Genomic DNA, 21,040 nt, shown 5'->3' with positions numbered 1-21,040 from the left:
TTCTGCAACATTGCCGATCACCTCATCATGTATTTCTTCATCATGATCGACACCATCTTCGTTTCTCCTGCATTAGGCGGCTTCCGCAATTATTGACAATCCACTTTATATTTATTTCAGTGAAACTTCTGCTTTTACGTTCATTCCTGTTCTTAATCTTTTCGCTACCGCTTTATCAAGATTCACAAAATCAATTTTTACAGGAAGCCTCTGCACTACTTTTACGAAGTTACCGCTCGCATTATCCGGAGGAAGGATAGAGAATGTAGCACCGGTTGCCGGAGAGAAAGAGCTTACGACCCCTTCAAATTCCCTGTCCGGGAAAGCATCGATTTCAATTTTTACTTTTTGCCCTTCTACCATTTTATCCACCTGGGTTTCCTTGAAGTTGGCCACTACCCATTTCTGGTCATTTTTAACCAAAGCAAACAACTGTGATCCGGCCTGTAAATATTGCCCTGCCTGAATAGGAACTTTACCTACATAGCCGTCTTCGGGAGCTACAATTACTGTATAGGAAAGATTTAATCTTGCGTTTTCCACATCTACTTCTCTCTGCTTGGCCACAGAACCTGCCACGCTGATCTGCTGTGAGCTCGCCGCTGTCTGGGAAGAGGCAATATTAGTCTGCTGCGCAATCTGGTTTCTCTGGTCAATGAGTACCTGCAGCTGCTTGTCGGCAGTTTGTTTTGCTGCCAGAGCCTGTTCATACTGCTGTTCTGTAATGGAATGGTCTTTCACAAGATTGGCATATCTTTTTAAATCCTGGGTAGTTTTCCAGACGTTTACTTTTGCTGCTTCAATCTGCGCATTGGCGGTAGTAACCGCTGCTTGAGACGAACCTATATTTTTAGAAGTTGCCGTAGTTGATGCCTGTGCATTGGAGATATTGCTTTTTGCTGTGGCCAAAGCAGCTTCGGCCTGTTCAAGTGCCATTTTCTGATCTCTGTCGTCTAAAACAACTAAGGTATCTCCTTTTTTTACGAACTGGTTATCTTTTACTTTTACTTCCTTTACATATCCTGATATTTTTGAAATGACGGGAGCCATATTAGAAGTGATCTGCGCATCGTCTGTTTCCTCGTGCACCTGTCCGTAAGAATAAGCTCTGTATCCGTAGATTCCACCGCCGATTAAGACAATTGCTAAAATGACAGGGAAAACTAAACTTTTTTTCTTTTTAGTTTCTGTTATCTGTGTAGTATTATTTTCCATTTCGGTATCGCTCTTAATTTATTTTGTTATTAAAGTTCCTGTAGTTTGTAATAGTTTTCTGTAAGCCAGCGCCGCATCTGCCTTTGCATTGATCACGCCTACATTGGCTGCAATCTGGGCTGCATCTGCATCAAGAAGCTCGGTCATCGTGGCAAGACCGTTATCGTATTTGTTTTTTGTAATTCTGTAATTTTCATTGGCCTGCTCGGCAGATTTTTCGAATACCGCAATTCTTTTTTTTGTGTAATCCGTATTCTGGTATTCTCTGTTGACATCAAGCTTGATATTATCATTCAATAATTCATTGGTTGCCGCAAGCTGCATTTCTCTTGCTTTCGATTGCTTTAATGAAGAATTTTGTTTCCAAAGGTTTGATAAATTGTAGGAAATTCCTACCCCGACATTTACTGCATTGTAAATCGTTAAAAATTTAGGAATATCTGCCGCAACATATCCGCCTGTAAAAGCGATGGAAGGAAGATTTTCGGCTTTTGCCGCTTTCGTTCCCAATGCTGCTGCCTGTCTTTGTTTGTCGAGCGACTGCAGGTCTTTGCGGTTTTCTCTTGCGGTATTGATATAATAATCTACTGTTTTTATATCTTCTCCTTCTTCAATATAGTTTTCATCCACTTCAATTTCCGTTGTTTCCGGAATGCCAAGCAAAAGGTCCATATTGATATTGGCGATATTATAATTGTTTTTAGCCTCAAGCAATTGCAGTTCTATATTGGAGGTCTGAAGGTTAGCCTTTAATCTGTCGTTTCTTGCGATAAGGCCGTTGTTTTCCATTTTAAGAAACGTTTCGTCTCTCTTTTGGGAAGCGGAAAGATTTTCTTCGAGAACTTTTATTGACTGATTTGCTTTAAACAAGTTATTATAAGCCTGTGCGACATTGTAGGCAATGGCTACTTTATCATTTTCGGTGCTTAATTTTGATGCTTCTACCAGATATTTTGTGGATTCGATACCGTATTTTATTCTTCCGCCGCTGTAAATGGGAACGCTGAGATTAGCAGATCCGTAAGCTACCTGATGTACTTCGGGGCCGCCATCTCCTGAAACTCCGGGAAGTTTGATATTGATATTAGGTTTTAGCGGAAGATACATATAGCTTCCTGAAACTTTCAGCTCCGGCAGCTGCCGGTTTTTGGCTTCCAGGAGGTCTGCTGTAGCTTCTTCGATTTTCGCCGCATCAATTTTAAGATTCTTGCTGTTCTGAATACCCAACTGCACAGCTTCATCAAGAGTAAGCATTTTTTTCTCCTGTGCATTTGCATTGGCAACTCCTATAAAGAGAGCAAGTGCAATAACTGAGTTATTTATTTTCTTCATACCCTAAAAGGTCTTTTAATAAGTATTTTATATGTGTATTAAGCTCTGTGTAATAAGTATCGTCAAAAACGTCCTCTTCATCTGTGTTATTCAGAAATTCCTTGTACATTTCTTTGGCATTGGATGCATAAAATAACGTTCCGCTCACAGTGGAATGAAGAAGATAGATGGGCGGATTTTTTGTAAAAATCCCTTTTTTTAGACCACTTTCCAAAATTTTTGAATACATGGAAATAAATCCCATTTTCGTCTGCTTCAGGAACTCCACGATATGAGGATTCTGTGTATGCAGCTGCTCTCTCTGCATAATTCGGTAGAAACATTTCTGATGTCTTACCCTTTCCGCAAACTGATCCACGATCTTCTCTATTTTCTGCCATTCATTAATATCCGTTCTTTCGAGAATGTCTTTTGAGAAAAACTGCCCTTCATTCATTCTGTATTCCACCAGCTTCTCGTACAGCTTTTCTTTTGAACCGAAATAATAAGAGATCATCGAAATATTTACATTGGCTGCTTTGGCAATCTCCCTTGTGGAAGTTCCTTCAAAACCTTTCTCAGCAAAAAGCTTTTCGGCAGCGAAGAGTATATTTTCTTCTTTTGAAACCATTCTTATTCTCATTTTGAGGATGCAAAGGTACAATCGTTTTTTAAATAATCAAACGTTTGATTGAATATTATGTTAAATTTAATTTTTTTTTAATATTGGTTAAATCTAATATGCTGAATTTGTTATATTTGAGAATTAAAAAAATTCAAGATGAAAAAAATCATTTCAATGTTAGCTTTAGTAAGCGTATTTACTTTGGGTTTTGCACAGGAAAAAGAAGGATGCTGTGCAGGAAAAGATCAAAAGCATTGTTCTACAGCAGGCAAAAAAACCAATGCAGAATATCACAAAGGATGTGAAAAAAAGGCATCTGCAGCACAAAATAACGCCAAAGCTAAAAGTACAAAAGAGAAAAAAGCAAAGAAAACTGCTTAATTGTAACATTAAATCCGACTTGCAAGTCGGATTTTTTATGTGTTTTTATGAATATATCTTGATAATTTTATTCCCAGATCAGTCCACACGATTTTCGGGTTTCCGTTTCTTGTAAGGTGAAGATCGGCAGTGCTGATTTCTTCCAGAATGCTTTCGATATTGGCTCCGCTAATGAATTTTGAAAATCCGAGCCAGTTGAATCCGTTCGCATCAATTTTCTTATAAACCAGGTTTTCCGACTGATAATTCTGCAATAGGGCCAGCCGGAAAATTTCTGAGCAATAATTGAGAAAATTTTTCTGCTTTTCACGGTTCCAGCCTGCAATTTCCCGTGCCCATAAAATAATGCTCTTCAGGAATTCAGGCTTTTTCTTAACCATAAAAGCGTCTCTCACCCACTGAATGAAAAGCTTTTCAAACTCATCGCTTTTAGTTCCCGACTGCATTAGCTTCAGCGCATCATTAAGATCTCCCTGCGCCTGGTGGATAACCTCTCCTATTTTGTCCTCAGGAATATTAAAATTCTTTTTAAGATATTCTTCAAGATCTTCATCAGTTATTCTCGGAACTTCCACAACCTGGGTTCTGGAAAGAATAGTAGGAAGGATATCGTTGGTTGTTTCTGCAGTAAGAATGATTACGGTTTTTGCAGGAGGCTCTTCTAAAAACTTCAGGAATTTATTGGCGGCAGCAATGTTCATTTTATCGGCCCGCCAAACGATAAGGATCTTTGTTCCGCCTTCAAAACTTTTCAAGGAAAATTTCTGGTTCTGGTCATCAATTTCATCGGCAGAAATAAAAAGCTGCTTGTTTTCAGATTCCAGAAAAGCCGTCCAGTCGTCATAGCTGGAATATGGAGAATTGATAATCATCTCCCGGAATTCTTCAAATTTATTTTTGCTTAAAGAATTCCTGTTGTCGGTAAAAACCGGAAAGCTGAAATGAAGATCAAGATGGTTGAGATGCTCTACTTTTGAAGCCGCATGTTCGTTTTCGCCGCTTAAGATTTCTTTGGCATAGGCCAGTGCCATAGGCAACGTTCCATACCCTTCTTTTCCAACGAAAAGCTGGGCATGGCTTACTCTGTTATCGGCAATACTTTCCCTCAGAAGTTTTTTCAGATTTTCCTGTCCGGCAATGTTCTCCCAATTCATGGTTCAAAGATAAAGATTTTTTGGAATGTGAATTTTACTTCGAATGTGAATTTTCATGTGCTTAAGAATGCTAAATTTCAACAATATCGATTTTAGTACAGCATAAATCTTTGCAAGCAAGGCAGATTGACAATTCATCATTAACCGTAATTACATCTATTCATCGCCCTTAACAAACTTTAACCTCTTATAATTTTTACAATTCATTAATATTTAAGATATTTGCGCATTGTTTTAAAAATAAAGAATGAAAAAAATCTTTGTACTATCATTAATATCAGTCGGATACTTCCTAAACGCGCAGAATCTGAGTAATTCACCTTATGCGACCTACGGAATCGGGGATATTAAATATGATAATACGATCGAAACGACCTCAATGGGAGGTATATCTACCGCTTTCATAAGCGATTTTACCAGTAATTTCAACTTTGCAAACCCTGCAAACAATGCTAATTTCGAGCTGACAAGTATCAAGCTTGAAGCTACCAACGAAAACAATTACTTCAAAACAGATTATAATAATACGAAGTCTACCAAGCATTCAACGTATTTATCCAATATTTCCCTGGCTTTTCCATTATCCCCAAAACTGAAAATGGGTCTTTCTTACCAGCCTTACAGCTCTAAGAGTTATGAAATTGTGCATATTGATGACATTACCGACGCAAATGGTGTAGTATACGATAAAAGAGCCAACAGATTCAAAGGAAGCGGAACACTGAATACTGCACAAATTGCATTAGGTTATAAAGTCAATGATAAATTAGCGGTAGGAGCCAGAGCCAACTACTATTTTGGTAACCTTTATGATCTGAATGAGCTTACTTATTCCAGTGCAGAGCTTATCAACGGTTATGAGACTAAAAACAGCATCAAAAATTTCAACTTTACATTAGGAGCAAGCTACCAGAACCTGAATACCAGTACCGATAGAAAGCTCACAATTGGTGCAACAACTACGTTTGGTAATACCAGCAATATGACAACGGATTACGTAAACAGTACCTATTTCTATTCTGATATTGCAAAAACGGAAAAAGCCAACGAAAGTATTATTGAGAAGAAAAGCACCAGCTCTAAAAATCTTATGCCGCTACAGGCATCTGTAGGAATTGGATATGGTGAAGAAAACAAATGGTTTTTGTCTCTTCAGGGAGATTATAAAAAGGGAGAAAGCATTGCTTATTTCGGACAATCTTTAGATCTTCAGGACTCTTACAGAATTTCTGCCGGAGGATGGTATTTGCCGAATTACAATAACTTCAGAAGCTATTTTTCCAGAATTGTTTATCGTTACGGAGCTTTTTATGAAAAAGGAAGCTTACAGATTGCCGGACAGAACATTAATAAATTCGGGGTTTCAGGAGGAGTTCTTCTTCCATTCAAAAACAGCAGCATAACCAGAATGAGTGGTCTTGAGCTGGGTCTTGAAGTCGGAAAAAGAGGTACCCTTAAAAATAACCTTATCAACCAAAACTTTATTAACCTAAGGGTTGGTTTCAATTTTGCAGATAAATGGTTCAGAAAGACTCTTTACAACTAAGATGAAGTTCTTCAGAAATATATCATATAAAAAAAATATAGCATACCTTTTTAGTTGTGCTATATTTTTTATGCTAACATCCTGTGAGGAAGACCTTACCAATAATAAAGGTAAAAACAATAAAAATTTTGCCTCACAGATCATCAACAATGCCAATATTATTCAACGGGATTCTGGTTTTGTAACCATGCGGGCGAAAGCTCCCATTATTGAAAAATATGAGCTTATTGACAGTCCTTATACTGTAGCGAGAAAGGGCGTGAATATTCTTTTTTTCGATAAAAAGAAGCCCAAAACACCGGGAACGATCAAAGCGAAATACGCCAAATTCTACGATTACAAGCAATTTTATGAAGCCAGAGGCGATGTGAGAATTACGACCAATGAAAACGAAAGGTTTGCCATGCAAACGGTTTTCTGGGATCAGAGAAAGAAAAGAATCTATACAAAAGATACAGTGTATGTAACGATGAAAGACGGATCAACACTCATCGGAGCGCATGGAATGACTGCCAAAGATGACTTTTCCGAGTATGTTTTTTACCAGAATTCGGGAGATTTTACTACCGATAAACTTTCTGAAAAACAAAAATAGCCTTATGATTTTTCATGCGATAGGATTAATGTCCGGGACCAGCTTAGATGGTCTGGATATCTGTTTTATTAAATTCGAAAAAAAGCATTCCTGGAGTTTTGAAATTATAAAAGCTGAAACAGTTTCGTATTCTGAAAACCTTCACAATCATTTAAAGCATGCCATAGATCTTTCCGCAGAACAGCTGTTGGAACTGCATTCTGAATATGGATTTTTTCTGGGGCAATCTGTAAGATACTTTATTGAAAAGCACCAGTTAAAAAATATCGATCTCATTGCTTCTCATGGTCATACGGTTTATCATCAGCCGCAAAAGAAATTCACCCTACAAATTGGCGACGGCAGAGCAATCAGGCTGGAAACCGGCATTCCTGTTGTCTATGATTTCCGAAGCCAGGATGTTTTGATGGGCGGAAACGGAGCTCCCCTGGTTCCGATTGGTGATGAACTTCTTTTTTCCGAATATGATGCATGCCTTAATCTTGGAGGCTTTTCCAATATTTCATTACAATCTGAAGGCAAAAGAATTGCTTTTGATATTGCTCCCGTTAACATTGTTCTTAATAAGCTGGCTCAGAATTTAGGTAAAGATTTTGATGAAAACGGGAATTTGGCCAGAAAAGGAACTATTCAGAAAGATCTTCTTTCATCATTAAATTCTTTAGAATTTTATCATCAGCCCCATCCAAAATCGTTGGGAATTGAATGGTGTAATGAAAATATCTCCCCAAGACTTGAGAATCTAAATACTCCGGATGCTTTAGCTACGATTACCGAACACGCCGCTTACCAGATTGCTGAGGTCATTAACAATAATCGGTTAAAAAATATCCTTTTTACAGGTGGCGGAACCTACAATCAATATTTAATTGAAAAAATCCGAGATCAAATACAGGCTGAAATTATCATCCCTGAAAAAGAAATTATCGATTATAAGGAAGCGCTGATCTTTGCTTTGATGGGGGTTTTAAGATTGAATAATGAAATTAATGTACTGGCTTCTGCTACGGGAAGCACTGCTGATCATTGTTCTGGAATTGTTATAAATTAAAACCGCTAAAAAATTCTGCGGTTGAAATTTACTTATTTCTTTTCTTAAAAATCCTATATAAAAAAAATATTATTACGACAACAAGGATTAAGATAAGAACTTGCCATGTAATTAATCCCATTCCTGGATCTATTTCATTTGTTTCCATAATTATAAATTTATTAAATTAATAAAACGTTCAATAATCAATATGTCGGAATTTCTTTATGGATTTCATCAATAATACTGGGAATTTTATTCCAGTTTTTTCTTTCTTTTTTTGAAAGATTATCTAAGTCTTTACCATTATAAAATTTCAAACAATGATTAAATACCTGTCTTTTCTGATAAATTCCTTTCAAATCATCCGGATAATTATTTAGAGAATTAATTGAATCATACCTTATTTTTTTTATCTCATTATCAATTATTGGGTTCAATGATTCATCGAAAATTGCTATACCTAACGGATTATAGAATGAACGGTCTTTTTCCCAAAAAATATTCTCAATTTTTTTATCTTCAAACCCTTTTAAACACATAAGCAAAATGCTCTGTTTTTGTACTCATTTTCCCAGTTATTAAAATTCCAGCTCTTTCTTTCTTCCTTCAGCTCTTTAGATACCGAACAGGATGAAAAAATGAATAGTATTAGTATATATTTAATTTTAAAAAGAATATTTCTCATTTTTCTTAAACTAATATTACAATTTTAATTAAAACCGCAGAAATTTCTGCGGTTAAGTTTTTATTTTATTTTTTTGTGAATTTTATATACAAAATAGCACAATATCATAAGAAAAATTAATGCTATTATTTGCAAAAAAAATAAACATGAACTAAACTCACTTATTGTTTCCATATCATTATATTAAAAGCATTTGCCCAAGTTTATTTATAATCTTTTCCCCAAAGCTTTTTATCTTCTTTAACTTTTTGTTTATATAGTTTTTTAATGATAATATTCAGTTCATTACTTTCATAATAACTTAAACAAGAAGAAATGATAAAGTTCTTCCCTTCTATTGTCTCATCTTCTAAATGAATATATGGTGTTGGCATATTTGAAATTATTCTTTTTGCTAAGCTGTCTTGCATAGATTCTTCCCGGGGCATAAATGGCTCATCATATGGAGAAAATAAATCTTTTTCAGCCATTAGTTTTCCTATTTTAAAATTGAGGCTGTCGCCATAACCATATTGTAAACATTTATAAAAAATGTTATCTCTAAATCTTTTACTATAAAAATACTGGTCATTATATTTTTTGGTTCTGTCACTCCTATATTGAAACTGTGGCCTTTCGTTGGCTGAACAGGAAAGGATAAATAAAAATAATAATGTTGGAATGAAAATTTTTATTTTTTTCATTTAATAGGCTGGATTTTTCACTTCAATCAATGAATCAATATTTTTAATATTTTTCCACCGCTTGTATTGAATAATAGTAAGAGAATCTAGTTTTTTACTTTCATAAAAAGATAAACAATGATTTATTACTTTTTTTCCTGCATTGGCTTCAGAAGTAGTTTCTATCGAAAATAGAGAATCCTTTTTCATTAAAGCATATTCATTTACTGCTATTTCATTCAGCTCTTCCGAAAATACACTTCCTATAATTGGACTATAGAATGATTTATCTACTTCGGTTATGAAGGATGTTACTTTTTTATTATTGTAACCGTATAAAACACAATGACAAAAAGCAGCTTTTTTAAAATCTTTTTTAAAATTTGTTACATATTGTTTTTTCCCGCTTGGATTTAATGAATTACAAGAAATTAAAATAATTTCTATTATAAATAATTGAAAAATTACTGTTTTTTTCATCTTTTTAATTTAATATCCATAATGTAATTGAACTTACTCCACATGTTGCATTAAAGTAATAATGAGTTAAATCTGGTGACGTATATATACCTGCATGTCCAGTAGCCCCAAAACAAGAATCAGAACCATTAACTGGCAATAATATATAAATTCCTTGATGACCTTGCAATAAGTTAGGAAAGTTCTGTCCATTTATTCCACCTTGGGCACCTGAAAGTACAATGCTATTTGATGGTGTAGGTGGAAAGGTTTTTTTCATCCATTCATACAAGTTTCTTGCTCCTAAAAAATAATATTTACCATCTGCTCCTTTAAATGTCTTTCCTGGAATATATGGTATGACAACTCCAGAATAATTTAGTGCTCTTGATGTTCTTAATGCACATGCATTATCATATCTTCTATCATTATTTGGATCATTATCATTTAATACACCATCTCTCAATGCTTTTGGCGTACCACCAACTAAATTATAGACATCTGCAAAATTCATTTCAAATGTTCCTGATGAATTTTTTGGATAAGCATTTTTAAAATTCTGTAAAGTTGGAAGGTTTTGTGCTGGAAAAGTTAGATTTGGATCCTCCCAATATGTAGCATCATAATCTTCTCCATCTTTTCCTTCAGATTCTCCCATAAACCAATTCTCAAACTGCTCCCAGGAAATATTAGGATTCGTCGATTTAAATTGTATTGCCCAGGTAATAAAGTCTTTCAATTGTTGATTAAACACATTAGCATAAAAATAATTATTCAGGCCCCAGTAAAAATCCTGGTTATTCTCATTATTAATGGTCTGCTGAAGAACAGGAGATAATGTACTTATGAACTTTACATAGGCAAAATTATTGGGTACAGGTATAGTAGGGGTTAATAAATCCATCATTCCTGGTTCAGAAGGGTTTCCTGAATCTCCTCCTATAATTCCGGTACCGCCGCCACCTCCATTGTTGCAGCTCACTTCTTCTATTTTAATGTAAGTTTGCGGTTTCTTAGGATGGGTACATTCGCTCCATTGATCTACATTGTTTGCGTTATGCTGTCCGGAGCCGCATTGCACATATACAACTGTTTCCTGATAACATTTACCATTGGCTTCGAATTTCCCGCTTACGGAATTAGCATCAGTAAGCACCGAACTTACTCTTCCTGCATAATTGATCCCGTTTCCTTTTAATAAGTTTGATTTCTCACTCGGTGAAAGATCATATGTTACAACTTTTGTTTTAATATTTCCGTCAGGATGTTCAATTACTACAATATTTTGAAAAGGTGCATCTGGATCACTATTTAGGATTTTAAAGGTATATGTTTTCAGGTTTCCATAGTCTAGATATTCCACATGGTTATAATCAATGGAAATCTCTTGTTCATTTTTTAAAGAAAGTTTTTTTAATGAGGCTTTTTGAGCAATAGGATCGCTTTGGCTTAAATTAATTGTCTTAAGAGAAATTTTTTGATAATCCGTAACAATTTCATTTTCGGAAGTTATACTCTCTTGCCTGCAATTTAGGAATATTAATGCTAATAGCATCAGGTAATAAGTTTTTTTCATCGTTTGTTGATTAATTATTTATGCAATAATAATATTTTTTTTCTAATAGAAACAAAACTTTTCCAAAAAAAATATTACTTTTGAATTTAAAATTATAACTTATAGTTATGGATACCATGGAAGTTATTATAGAAAAAATAAAAGAGTACCGCAAAAAGAAAGGGTTTTCCCACGAAAATATGGCCGACGAATTAAACATTAGCCAGGCTGCTTATAGCAAAATAGAAAAAAATGAAACAAAACTTACAGTAGACAGATTGTATCAGATTGCTGAAATTCTTGAAACTCCTGTTTATGATCTGCTGGATGTGACACCTAATAATATTTACAATCAGCAAAACTTTTATGATAGATCTGTAGGACATCAAGAAGTTCAAAATTTGTATCAAGAAAATAAAGATAAGACTGAAAAGATTGAGAATTTGTATGAAGAAAGATTAAAAGATAAAGACAAAATGATTGAACAATTGCAAAGCATTATTAATACTTTAAATACAAAATAAAAGTCCCGATTATTCAGGACTTTTTATTATTTATAAGCTTCAATCTTATCCGTAAGGGTATTGATAAAGTTCTGAAGAGGTTTTTCCACCATCATTTTGATAAACGGGTTAAACTTTCCTTCAAACAGCATCTGTACTTCAGTCTGGTTTTCATTAAGAGGATGCAAAGCCGCTGTCAGTGAAAAATCAAGGCTGGAACTTGCAGACTTCAAAACCGCCTTTTCATCCGTTACTTCATCAATTTTAAGAGCAATTTCCGGCATGCCCTGCAGCCCGAATTTAAATCCGTCTTCTCTCGTTTCAAACTTCTGTAAACCATCCGGCATAAAATCTTTGTAATTTTCAGGAGATTTTAGTATTTCTACCAGGTCTTTAGATGATTTATTCACAATAATCTTTCGTCCTTCTAAATTCATTTTTTATTTTTGTATTAAATTCTTAATTCTTACAAATATATGTATAAAGTTTTTGTGAACGAAAAAAAATTACTGTTGTCTAAGCAATCTGAAAACTTAGAAAAAACGCTTGGATACGAAAACGTCACAAGCCTGGAGATCGCTCTTGATCTTCTTGAAAATACATCTGTAAAAGAATTAAATGTTTTCGGGGAAAATATTGATGAAATCTGGTCGGAATTTCAGAAACTTTTCAGGATTATAGAAGCTGCCGGCGGTATTGTAAGTAATCCTGAAGGAGATATTCTTTTTATTAAAAGACTGGGAAAATGGGACCTTCCGAAAGGAAAAATGGAAAAAGGAGAATCCCGTGAAGAATCTGCCGTAAGGGAAATTGAAGAAGAAACCGGCTTGCAGCATGTAGAACTGCAAAGCTTCATCAATACGACTTATCATATCTATATTGAAAGAAACGGCGATAAAGTATTAAAATGCACGCATTGGTTTGAAATGAAGTTCGATGGTGAAGATACTTCAAAACCGCAGATTGAAGAAGGTATCACAGAAGTTGCCTGGAAAAATACCCTTCAGATTGAAGAAGAAGTTTTTCCAAGCACATTCAAAAATATCCGGCTGATTATCCAGGAATTCTGGAATAAAAAACTTAAATAAAATCAATTACTTTTTCCAGGGCAATTCCTCTTGAACCCTTCAGAAGTACATTCTTCGAAGAGATCGTATTGGCCTTGAGATATTCAGTTAAAGCGGAGGTATCTTCAAAACTCAACGGTGAATGGTTAACGGCTTTGAAAATTTTACCTACTGTAATGATTTCATCAAAACCTAACTCATGAGCAAGCTCCAGAATGTTCAGGTGTTCTTTTTCACTTTCATCACCAAGTTCCAGCATATCGCCGATAATAAGTGTTTTTGAGTCTGCAAAAGCAGCAAAGTTTTTGATGGAGGCAGCCATTGAACTCGGATTGGCGTTGTAAGTATCCAAAACTAATGTTTTATCTCCTTTTTGAACGATTTGAGAACGCATATTGGTAGGCGTATAATTTTCAATTGCGTAACCGATTTTATTAAAATCAATTCCGAAATGAAGTCCAAGACTTGCCGCTGCACAAAGATTGGTAAAATTATATTCTCCAGTAAGTTTTGAAACCGCTTTTTGGTTTTTGTAAATTAAGCCTACAAAGTTTTGTTCCGAAAATAATTCAAACTGGTAATCTGATTCTGCATTTCCGAACGTAATTTTCTTTGAATATTCTTTGGTTTTCTCAACCTGAATAGGATCATTTTCATTAACAAGAACTGTACGGTCGTTATTTTTGAGATAATTATAAAGTTCGGACTTACCCTTTATTACTCCTTCAATACCGCCGAATCCTTCCAGATGGGCCTTGCCGAAATTGGTAATATACCCAAAATCCGGCATTGAGATCGTACACAAAAATTCAATTTCTTTCTGGTGGTTGGCTCCCATTTCAACGACAGCCATATCATGCTCTGGTTTAATGGAAAGAATTGTTAAAGGAACTCCGATATGATTGTTTAAATTTCCGCGGGTATACTGAACATTGAATTTTTCCGAAAGAACAGCATGAATAATTTCTTTTGTTGTGGTTTTCCCATTGCTTCCGGTTAATCCGATTATCGGGGTCTGAAGTTTCATTCTGTGATAAATTGCGAGTTCTTGCAGAAATTCTAAGGTTGAGGGGACATAAAAGATATTCTTTTCACGATTTTCATACTCTTTCTGCTCTACAATAACAGCTAAAGCACCTTTGTCTATGACTTGTTCAGCTAACGTGGCCGCATTGAAATTTTCTCCTGAAAAGGCAAAGAAAATGTCATTTTTTTCAATTTTTCTACTGTCGATAACCACATTTGCAGCTTGTAAAAACAAAGGGTAAAATTGTTCTGTATTCATGGTTCAAAAATAAAAAACCTTCCAGAATTCCGGAAGGTTTTTTTGAAAATTATTTTAATAAATATTATCTTCTTGTTCTACTCTTTTCATTTGCTCTTGCATCCTGAGCTACACGGAATCCAATCCATCCGTATGCTTTATCCTGGCTTTTATATCTTCTTTGTCCCGGATCAAGCCAATATGCTGTATCCTGCCAAGAACCACCCTTTACTACTCTAATATCATTAGAAATTTCAGAAGTTCTTTCTTTCGTGTCTTTCTGCATTACTACTCTACCGTTGCCATCTACAATAAATCTTGATTTAGGAGAGTTGTACATGTCGTATGCAGAAGTAGAATCTGAAGCGTTTCTGTAATCCAGGGAAGACATTCTGTCGCCGTCTCTGTAGTTTCGGTAATCTGCAATGGTTTCTCTTTCAAATTGTCCCGGAAGGTTTTTGTAAACTAATCTTCCGTCTGCCAAAGTATCATATTTGATGCTGCTTTCGTCTACCATTTTATAAGTACCGTCTCCGTTTCTCACGATAGCCTGAGGCATATTTCCTCTGTAATAGTTGAAATCGCTGAAGTCTTCATCAATGATTGGTCTGTATACGTCTGCCGTCCATTCTGCAACGTTTCCGTACATACCGTAGATTCCTAAATCATTGGAAGGGAATTGTCTAACATCGGAAGTTTGTGCAGCTCCGTCGTTTTTCCATCCTGCGATTCCAGAGTAATCACCGGCACCCATTTTAAAGTTTTCAAGGAACATTCCTCTATCTCTTCCTTTGGTACCTCTTAATTTTTCAATCTGAGGTGTTTTACCCATATATTGGTTATACTCTCTGTTTTTAGCTAAACCTAAAGCTGCATATTCCCATTCTACTTCTGTAGGAAGTCTGAATTTTGTTACCATGGCAGCATTTGGAGCTCTGTTGGCAGCAAGCAGTCTCTGGTTGGTTGTTTTCAACCCTGTTTTCTGCTGCATTCTTTTTTCGTTGATGTATCCCTGCATTTCAGGATCATTCGATTTGAACTTATCCATATTGAATGCAGTTCCGCCCTGATTGTTGGATTCGTTGATATACAAATCTTTTGCAATGATACCCGCCTGCATCAAAGCTTTTTCATTAGCTCTGTCTGACAACCATTCGCAGTATCTGTTTGCCTGAGTCCAGGATACTCCCACTACCGGATAGTAATCAAACTCTGGAGAACGGAAATACGTCTCGTTGTAATCATTTCTAGATAATTTGTTATCCCACAATAAGGTATCCGGCAAAGCACCGTTGTAGATTTCCTTAAAGCTCGGATCGCTTGGAGGGAATACATACTTCAACCATGTAAGGTATTCGCGGTATTCGTAGTTAGTAATTTCAGTTTCCCCGATAAAGAACGAGCTTACCTGCATTCTGCGCGGTGAGTTATTCCAATCGTGCATAACATCATCTTTCACTAATCCCATTGTAAAAGTTCCACCTTCTACATATACCATTCCCGGCCAACCTTTCTGCTTTTGTTGCTTTCCTGCAAAAAACCAACCTTGTTTTTCGTTTGGTTTCCAACCTGTTTTGCTGACAAACTTTTTAGTACCGCCGCCATTATTAGATCCTCCGCAACTGGTTAATGCAAGTGTAGAACTTAATGCTATTAATGAAAACAACTTTAGTTTTTTCATAGTCGATATAAATATTTTCAAAGTACAAAGAAAAAATAAATTATTCAATAAATCAAGTAAAGAGTTGATTTTTTTGAAAAACGTTAACAAATTAATTTTATTGTATCACAATTTAATTATAAAATTTTCATTTATTTTGTAATTCAGAAATTTCAAGAGTAAACATGAAACAAAAAATTTCGCTTTTATTTTTATTAGGCTTTGTATCAACCCTCTGGGCTCAGAGAATCTCCATAGAATGGGACGGCTCTAAAATCCGGGATTATGGTGATACAAAACTCAATCTTCCCAATTTTAAAAATCAGGGATTTTCATTCAGCCAAAATAACATTTTTATAACAACCAGACAACAGGTTGGTGAAAAGCAGTTAAAAGTTTCTAATCCTGTGTGGGAAAACATCTCTGCAAAAGATTTGTTTGAGATCAGCAAAGATCTTCTTCCCGATTATGAGGTAAAGGATGTTGCCTATTACAACCTGGAAGGACAACGTTATGCAAGCATTAATGTCGCTTTATTTAAAAGAGAGAAAGGACAGGTAAAAAGACTGAGCTCTTTTGAAATTTCAGAAACAAACGCACCCAACAGTTTTGCAAATACCTTAAAGGTAGGAAGCACAGCCAATCCATTATCAACAGGAAATTTTTATAAAATTCGGGTTGACAAAACCGGTATTTTCAGAATTACGAAACAGTTTTTACAGGATAATGGCATCAATCCTTCCTCTGTAAATCCTAAAAATTTCAGAATCTACGGAAACGGAGGAATTATGCTTCCTGAATATAATCAGGATGTAAAATACAGTGCGCTTCAGGAAAATGCAATTCAGGTGGTGGGAGAAGATGACGGTGTCTGGCATGATAGTGACTATGCACTGTTTTACGCACAGGGACCTGATGGATATAATCTTTATAATACCTCCAACGGAAACGGATTTAAAAGAAGGGATACCAGAAGTGACAGAAGTGAGAATGTGAAAAACATTTATGAAGATTATTCTTATTATTATATCAACTTTGACAAGGGTCCCGGAAAAAGGGTTCAGACGATAGATGTTAATCTGCCGGCTACTCCACTTATCACAAGATTTGATAATTACCAAGTGATAAATAAAGATCAGAAAAACCTGATGAAAGTAGGAAGATTATGGGTTGAAGACATCCCGTTTACAACGGATAAAGCAGTAACTTTTACTACGGCATCAGCCATTCAGGGGGGGGATGAAATACGATACAGAGCACAGGTAATAGGATATAAATCTCAGCAAAACAGCATATCATTTGATATTAATACACAAAATCCTTTGAGCATTACGATTCCGGCTGCGAATTCCGGTGGAACTAATGAATTTTTCCCGTTAAGATATTCCGGGATCATATCCGGATTAACCGGAAATCAGATCACATTTAATTTAAAACCGAACATTACAGTTAATCCCAACGGAAACTTTTATGTAGATTATCTTGAGGTACAATATAAAGATAACCTCAGTTTCAACGGAACTCAGATGAACTTCAGGGATTTTTCATTGGAAAGCGGAAGCAATACCACTTACGGCTTCAGTCTGTCAAATGCCTCCGCAGCGGAGCAAATCTGGGATGTTACAGACATTACGAACGCCAACAGAAGGGTGAATAAAGCAGCCGGGAATACAACATTCAATTTCGCTTATACAGCGGCAGACCAGAATTTCAATAACGAATTTGTAGCTTTTAGAGCTGATGCAGCTTATTCTCCACAGTTTGTAGGACGTATCAATAACCAGAACCTTTCTGCACTTCAGAATGTAGATTATCTGATCATTACGGTTCCCGAAATGATGGGGCAGGCTCAAAGAATTGCTAACTATCACCAGACAAAAAATAACTATAATGTACAGATTGTAGATACGGATAAGATATTTAATGAATTTGGCAGCGGAAGCAGGGATCTTACGGCAATCAGGGACTTTGTAACAAAACTGAACACTCCTTTAGGAACCTTAAAATATGTATTTATTTTAGGAGACACTTCCTACGATTTTAAAAACAGAATCTCCAATAATTCCAATGTTGTGACAAGTTATCAGAGTGAAGAATCTTCCGACGTGATAAGATCTTTTGTGACTGATGATTATATTGTAATGACTAAGCCTCAGACAACAGAATTTATCCCGAACAATCTTCCTGACCTTCCTGTGGGAAGGCTTCCTGCGGCAAACGTAACGGAAGCAGCCAATATGATAGACAAAGTGCTGGCTTATTATAACAGTCTATCAGGCCAGTCGACCCCATTCGGAGAATGGAAAATGAAGCTTGATTTTATAGTTGATGATGATAATGACGGCGGAACACCTTTCCATACGGTTATGAATAATTCTTTAGCCACTGTTTTCGAACAGCCTACAACTGTGCTCAAAGAATATAATGTCAGAAAACTTTACCTGGATGCTTTTCAGGCACAAAGTACAGCCGGCGGACAAAGGTATCCTCAGGTGAACCAGGCTATTTCAAATGATATAGGAAACAGTTTATATATGTTCTATTTCGGGCATGGAGGGATCAACGGATGGGCTCAGGAAAGAGTTTTAACCTTATCTGAAGTTCAGAATGCCAACAACTTCTCTAATGTATACAGCAGATTTCCTTTTGTGTCAACCATCACCTGCGAATTTACGCTTTGGGATGAGCCGGATACCTCTTCGGCAGGTGAACAGTTCCTTAAAATGAAACAGGGAGGTCCTGCAACGATGATTACTTCAAGCCGCGCAATTGATGTAGGATACGGTGTAGATTTTACCAATCTTTATACTCAGAATATTTTCAAATTGAACAATGATGATTTTGAGACACTGGGAATGGCTCATCTCAACGCCAAAAAACAAAAAGGTGCTGCAACAGACCATCTGAAAGTTAATTTTCTGGGAGATCCTGCGATGAAACTGAGCAGGCCGCAACGATTACTGGTCATTGATAATATTGAAACGCCGGTTCCGGGACTCATCAGGGGGTTGGATTTTGTGAAAGTTACTGGGCACATCAACAATCCAAACGGAACAACCAACACTACTTTTAATGGGCGTGTTGTCATCAATATTTTTGATAAAAGATTAAATAAAACTACATTAAATAACGATGGCGGACTGACCCCTGTTCTGCAGTATACAGAAGAAGGAAGTGCTATTGTAAAAGCTTCCGGAACTGCTGTAAACGGTATATTCACGGTAGAATTTTATGTACCTAAGGATATCAATTATGCTGTGGGACAGGGAAGAATCCTTGGATATGCAGATAATAAGGCAAGTGATGTATTCAACAATCAGGCAGTGCAGGTTGGAGATATCAACCCGAACGGAATTAACGATAATGAGCCGCCAAAAGTAAAGCTTTACATGAATAACACCAACTTTGCAGAAGGTGGTATAACGGATCAGAACCCAATGCTTCTCGCATGTATTACGGATGATACAGGAATTAATTCCACAGGTTCTGGTATTGGTCACGATATTACTGTATATTTGGACGGCCAAATTATCAATACCATTGTGCTGAATGACTTTTTTGCTTCCGGAGAAGGAAACGGATGCCTTAACCCCGGTTTGGCAGACTATCAAAAAGGGAATGTAACCTACCCTTTCAGAAACCTTTCAATAGGACAGCATCAATTGACATTTAAAGTTTGGGATATAAACAATAATTCTACAACTGCAACGTTAAATTTTGAAGTTAAGGATGAAGCAGACCAGCATCTTGTAATCAACAGACCGCTAAACTGGCCGAACCCGTTTACCAATAAAACCTATGTTCAGTTTGAACATAATTGTGATGATATTCTCGATGTAAATGTTCAGATTTATACCATTACAGGAAAACTGGTAAGAACGTTATCTCAGCCGGTAGTTGCAGAACCGTTTTTACAGGGCTTTAGAACGCCTCGTCAGGCTATAGAATGGGATGGAAGAGATGATTTTGGTGCCACAGTAGCAAAAGGTACGTATATTTTTAAGATATTTGCAAAAAGTCAAAATCAAGAAAAATGCAAAGGAAGTGCTACAGCTGTAGAAAAAATGGTACTTTTGAAATAATTTTAAAACAATAACAATAATAATATCAACAAAAAACTGATAATATATAAAAGACAACATATGAATTTAACTACTAAACTGCTTTTAGGAATTGGGTTAAGTGCTGGCTTTTTAGGCTACTCTCAGGATTTAAGCCTTGTAAGACCTGTATTAACCGGAGCTCCTTTCTTAAGAATCGCGCCAGATGCAAGATCTGGAGGTATGGGAGACCAGGGGGTCGTTACCTCTCCGGATGCGTTTTCTCAATTCTGGAACGCTGCAAAATATCCTTTCAGCAGAACAAGTTCTTCCGTGGGATTAAACTACACTCCGTACATGGGAAAGCTTACCAATGATGTGTTTTTATTATATGGAGCATTCCATAAATTTTTAGGGCAGGAAGAGCGATCTACCATTTCGGCAAGTATTTATTACTTTAATATGGGCGAAGTGGATCTTACTCAGTTAGTAGGAAATGAAGTAACTTCATTAGGTACTTCCAAGCCAAACGAATTCTCTATTGACGTGGCGTACGGCCTTAAGCTTTCAGATTCTTACTCTATGGCTGTTACCGGTAGATTCATCCGTTCAGACTTAGCCGGAGGATTCAATACGGATACCACCCTGAAACCAGCCAACTCTTTTGCAGTAGATGTTTCGGGATACTATACTTCCCCGAGATTTTCAAGCTTAGGAGGAATGGATGGAAAAGTGAATGCAGGTTTTGCCTTACAGAATCTTGGTCCTAAATTAGACTATACCGGAAATGAGGAATCAAGATCTTATCTTCCTACCATGGCAAGATTAGGTGTTGGTTACGACATGTATCTTGATGATATGAACAGAGTCGGCATCAGCGTTGAAGGTTCTAAAATCCTGGTACCAGGTTCAGAATATGTAGGAATAGACCCAAATACAAGACAGCCTATCTATGAAGTTCCCAACGTTGGCGTGATGTCCGGAATCGGAAAATCTTTTAAGAACAAAAATTCCATCATGTACAGTGGTGCATTAGAGTATTCATATGACAATGCTTTCGCTGTAAGAACCGGTTATTTCCACGAAAGTGAAGAGCAGGGAGCAAGACAGTTTGCTACGGCAGGTATCGGATTAAAATACCGTTCTTTCGGTCTTGACATCTCATACCTTATCAATGTATCCAAAATTAACACGGCATTGGACAATACCCTGCGTTTCGGACTTACCTGGAACATTGGTGAAGAAACATCAAATGCAGATTATTAAGAAATTTTACATACCCATA

At 36.2% G+C, this 21,040-nt stretch carries 19 protein-coding genes; 8 read left to right on the top strand and 11 right to left on the bottom strand.

Annotated features, from left to right (window positions below):
* Window positions 1-111: 111 nt before the first annotated feature.
* From SOP96_RS14740 to SOP96_RS14730, 3 genes are read right to left on the bottom strand one after another with little or no spacing between them, the layout of a single operon-like run.
* Window positions 112-1,215 carry an HlyD family secretion protein gene (locus SOP96_RS14740; RefSeq protein WP_326321690.1) on the bottom strand — a complete coding sequence of 368 codons (1,104 nt, stop codon included), beginning with the start codon at window positions 1,213-1,215 and terminating at the stop codon, window positions 112-114.
* 18 nt (window positions 1,216-1,233) lie between these two features.
* On the bottom strand, window positions 1,234-2,547 hold the full coding sequence (locus SOP96_RS14735; RefSeq protein WP_326321689.1) for a TolC family protein: 1,314 nt from the start codon (window positions 2,545-2,547) through the stop codon (window positions 1,234-1,236).
* A complete protein-coding gene (locus SOP96_RS14730) occupies window positions 2,531-3,157 on the bottom strand; it encodes a TetR/AcrR family transcriptional regulator (protein ID WP_326321688.1) in 627 nt (208 codons plus the stop codon). Before SOP96_RS14730 ends, SOP96_RS14735 begins: the two co-directional genes overlap by 17 nt.
* Before the next feature lie 150 nt (window positions 3,158-3,307).
* On the opposite strand from SOP96_RS14730, the gene SOP96_RS14725 reads away from it, so the two are divergent.
* Window positions 3,308-3,532: a hypothetical protein gene (locus tag SOP96_RS14725; protein ID WP_326321687.1), complete on the top strand. Its 225-nt coding sequence runs from the start codon at window positions 3,308-3,310 to the stop codon at window positions 3,530-3,532.
* Between the two features lie 35 nt (window positions 3,533-3,567).
* On the opposite strand, the gene SOP96_RS14720 is transcribed toward SOP96_RS14725, so the two are convergent.
* A complete protein-coding gene (locus SOP96_RS14720; RefSeq protein WP_326321686.1) occupies window positions 3,568-4,686 on the bottom strand; it encodes a DNA polymerase III subunit in 1,119 nt (372 codons plus the stop codon).
* Between the two features lie 247 nt (window positions 4,687-4,933).
* On the opposite strand from SOP96_RS14720, the gene SOP96_RS14715 reads away from it, so the two are divergent.
* The 3 genes from SOP96_RS14715 to SOP96_RS14705 are packed head-to-tail and all read left to right on the top strand — an operon-like array spanning window position 4,934 to window position 7,878.
* The gene (locus SOP96_RS14715) at window positions 4,934-6,232 is read left to right on the top strand and encodes a hypothetical protein (RefSeq protein WP_326321685.1); all 1,299 of its coding nucleotides are present in this window, start codon (window positions 4,934-4,936) and stop codon (window positions 6,230-6,232) included.
* Window position 6,233: 1 nt separating this feature from the next.
* Window positions 6,234-6,827 carry an LPS export ABC transporter periplasmic protein LptC gene (gene lptC, locus SOP96_RS14710; RefSeq protein ID WP_326321684.1) on the top strand — a complete coding sequence of 198 codons (594 nt, stop codon included), beginning with the start codon at window positions 6,234-6,236 and terminating at the stop codon, window positions 6,825-6,827.
* 4 nt (window positions 6,828-6,831) lie between these two features.
* A complete protein-coding gene (locus SOP96_RS14705) occupies window positions 6,832-7,878 on the top strand; it encodes an anhydro-N-acetylmuramic acid kinase (protein ID WP_326321683.1) in 1,047 nt (348 codons plus the stop codon).
* Between the two features lie 185 nt (window positions 7,879-8,063).
* On the opposite strand, the gene SOP96_RS14700 is transcribed toward SOP96_RS14705, so the two are convergent.
* The 4 genes from SOP96_RS14700 to SOP96_RS14685 form a co-directional block, all read right to left on the bottom strand.
* Entirely contained in the window at window positions 8,064-8,405 is a 342-nt protein-coding gene (locus tag SOP96_RS14700; protein WP_326321682.1) for a hypothetical protein, read from the bottom strand.
* Window positions 8,406-8,748: 343 nt separating this feature from the next.
* Window positions 8,749-9,228, bottom strand: a complete 480-nt coding sequence (locus tag SOP96_RS14695; protein ID WP_326321681.1) for a hypothetical protein — start codon at window positions 9,226-9,228, stop codon at window positions 8,749-8,751.
* Window positions 9,229-9,687 (bottom strand): hypothetical protein, encoded by a 459-nt coding sequence (locus tag SOP96_RS14690; protein WP_326321680.1) that lies wholly within the window; start codon window positions 9,685-9,687, stop codon window positions 9,229-9,231.
* A 4-nt stretch (window positions 9,688-9,691) separates the two neighbouring features.
* Window positions 9,692-11,242 carry a T6SS effector amidase Tae4 family protein gene (locus SOP96_RS14685; RefSeq protein ID WP_326321679.1) on the bottom strand — a complete coding sequence of 517 codons (1,551 nt, stop codon included), beginning with the start codon at window positions 11,240-11,242 and terminating at the stop codon, window positions 9,692-9,694.
* A 107-nt stretch (window positions 11,243-11,349) separates the two neighbouring features.
* On the opposite strand from SOP96_RS14685, the gene SOP96_RS14680 reads away from it, so the two are divergent.
* Complete coding sequence (locus tag SOP96_RS14680; RefSeq protein ID WP_326321678.1) at window positions 11,350-11,745, top strand: helix-turn-helix domain-containing protein; 396 nt, start codon at window positions 11,350-11,352, stop codon at window positions 11,743-11,745.
* 26 nt (window positions 11,746-11,771) lie between these two features.
* On the opposite strand, the gene SOP96_RS14675 is transcribed toward SOP96_RS14680, so the two are convergent.
* On the bottom strand, window positions 11,772-12,161 hold the full coding sequence (locus tag SOP96_RS14675) for an SRPBCC family protein (RefSeq protein WP_123855335.1): 390 nt from the start codon (window positions 12,159-12,161) through the stop codon (window positions 11,772-11,774).
* Between the two features lie 39 nt (window positions 12,162-12,200).
* On the opposite strand from SOP96_RS14675, the gene SOP96_RS14670 reads away from it, so the two are divergent.
* Window positions 12,201-12,812: an NUDIX hydrolase gene (locus SOP96_RS14670; protein WP_326321677.1), complete on the top strand. Its 612-nt coding sequence runs from the start codon at window positions 12,201-12,203 to the stop codon at window positions 12,810-12,812.
* Here SOP96_RS14670 and SOP96_RS14665 read toward each other — a convergent pair.
* The gene (locus SOP96_RS14665) at window positions 12,805-14,076 is read right to left on the bottom strand and encodes a UDP-N-acetylmuramoyl-tripeptide--D-alanyl-D-alanine ligase (protein ID WP_326321676.1); all 1,272 of its coding nucleotides are present in this window, start codon (window positions 14,074-14,076) and stop codon (window positions 12,805-12,807) included. The two genes, SOP96_RS14670 and SOP96_RS14665, sit on opposite strands and share 8 nt — an antisense overlap.
* Window positions 14,077-14,140: 64 nt before the next feature.
* A complete protein-coding gene (gene gldJ, locus SOP96_RS14660; RefSeq protein WP_326321675.1) occupies window positions 14,141-15,736 on the bottom strand; it encodes a gliding motility lipoprotein GldJ in 1,596 nt (531 codons plus the stop codon).
* Window positions 15,737-15,900: 164 nt separating this feature from the next.
* Here gldJ and porU point away from each other — a divergent pair, with 164 nt between their 5' ends.
* Together porU and porV are read left to right on the top strand one after the other, a co-directional pair.
* Window positions 15,901-19,797, top strand: a complete 3,897-nt coding sequence (gene porU, locus SOP96_RS14655) for a type IX secretion system sortase PorU (RefSeq protein ID WP_326321674.1) — start codon at window positions 15,901-15,903, stop codon at window positions 19,795-19,797.
* A 60-nt stretch (window positions 19,798-19,857) separates the two neighbouring features.
* Window positions 19,858-21,021: a type IX secretion system outer membrane channel protein PorV gene (gene porV, locus SOP96_RS14650; protein ID WP_326321673.1), complete on the top strand. Its 1,164-nt coding sequence runs from the start codon at window positions 19,858-19,860 to the stop codon at window positions 21,019-21,021.
* The last annotated feature ends 19 nt before the right edge of the window (window positions 21,022-21,040 follow it).

This window comes from Chryseobacterium salviniae, from assembly GCF_035819015.1.
Lineage (GTDB): Bacteria > Bacteroidota > Bacteroidia > Flavobacteriales > Weeksellaceae > Chryseobacterium > Chryseobacterium salviniae.
This window is presented reverse-complemented; position numbering and strand designations above follow the sequence as displayed.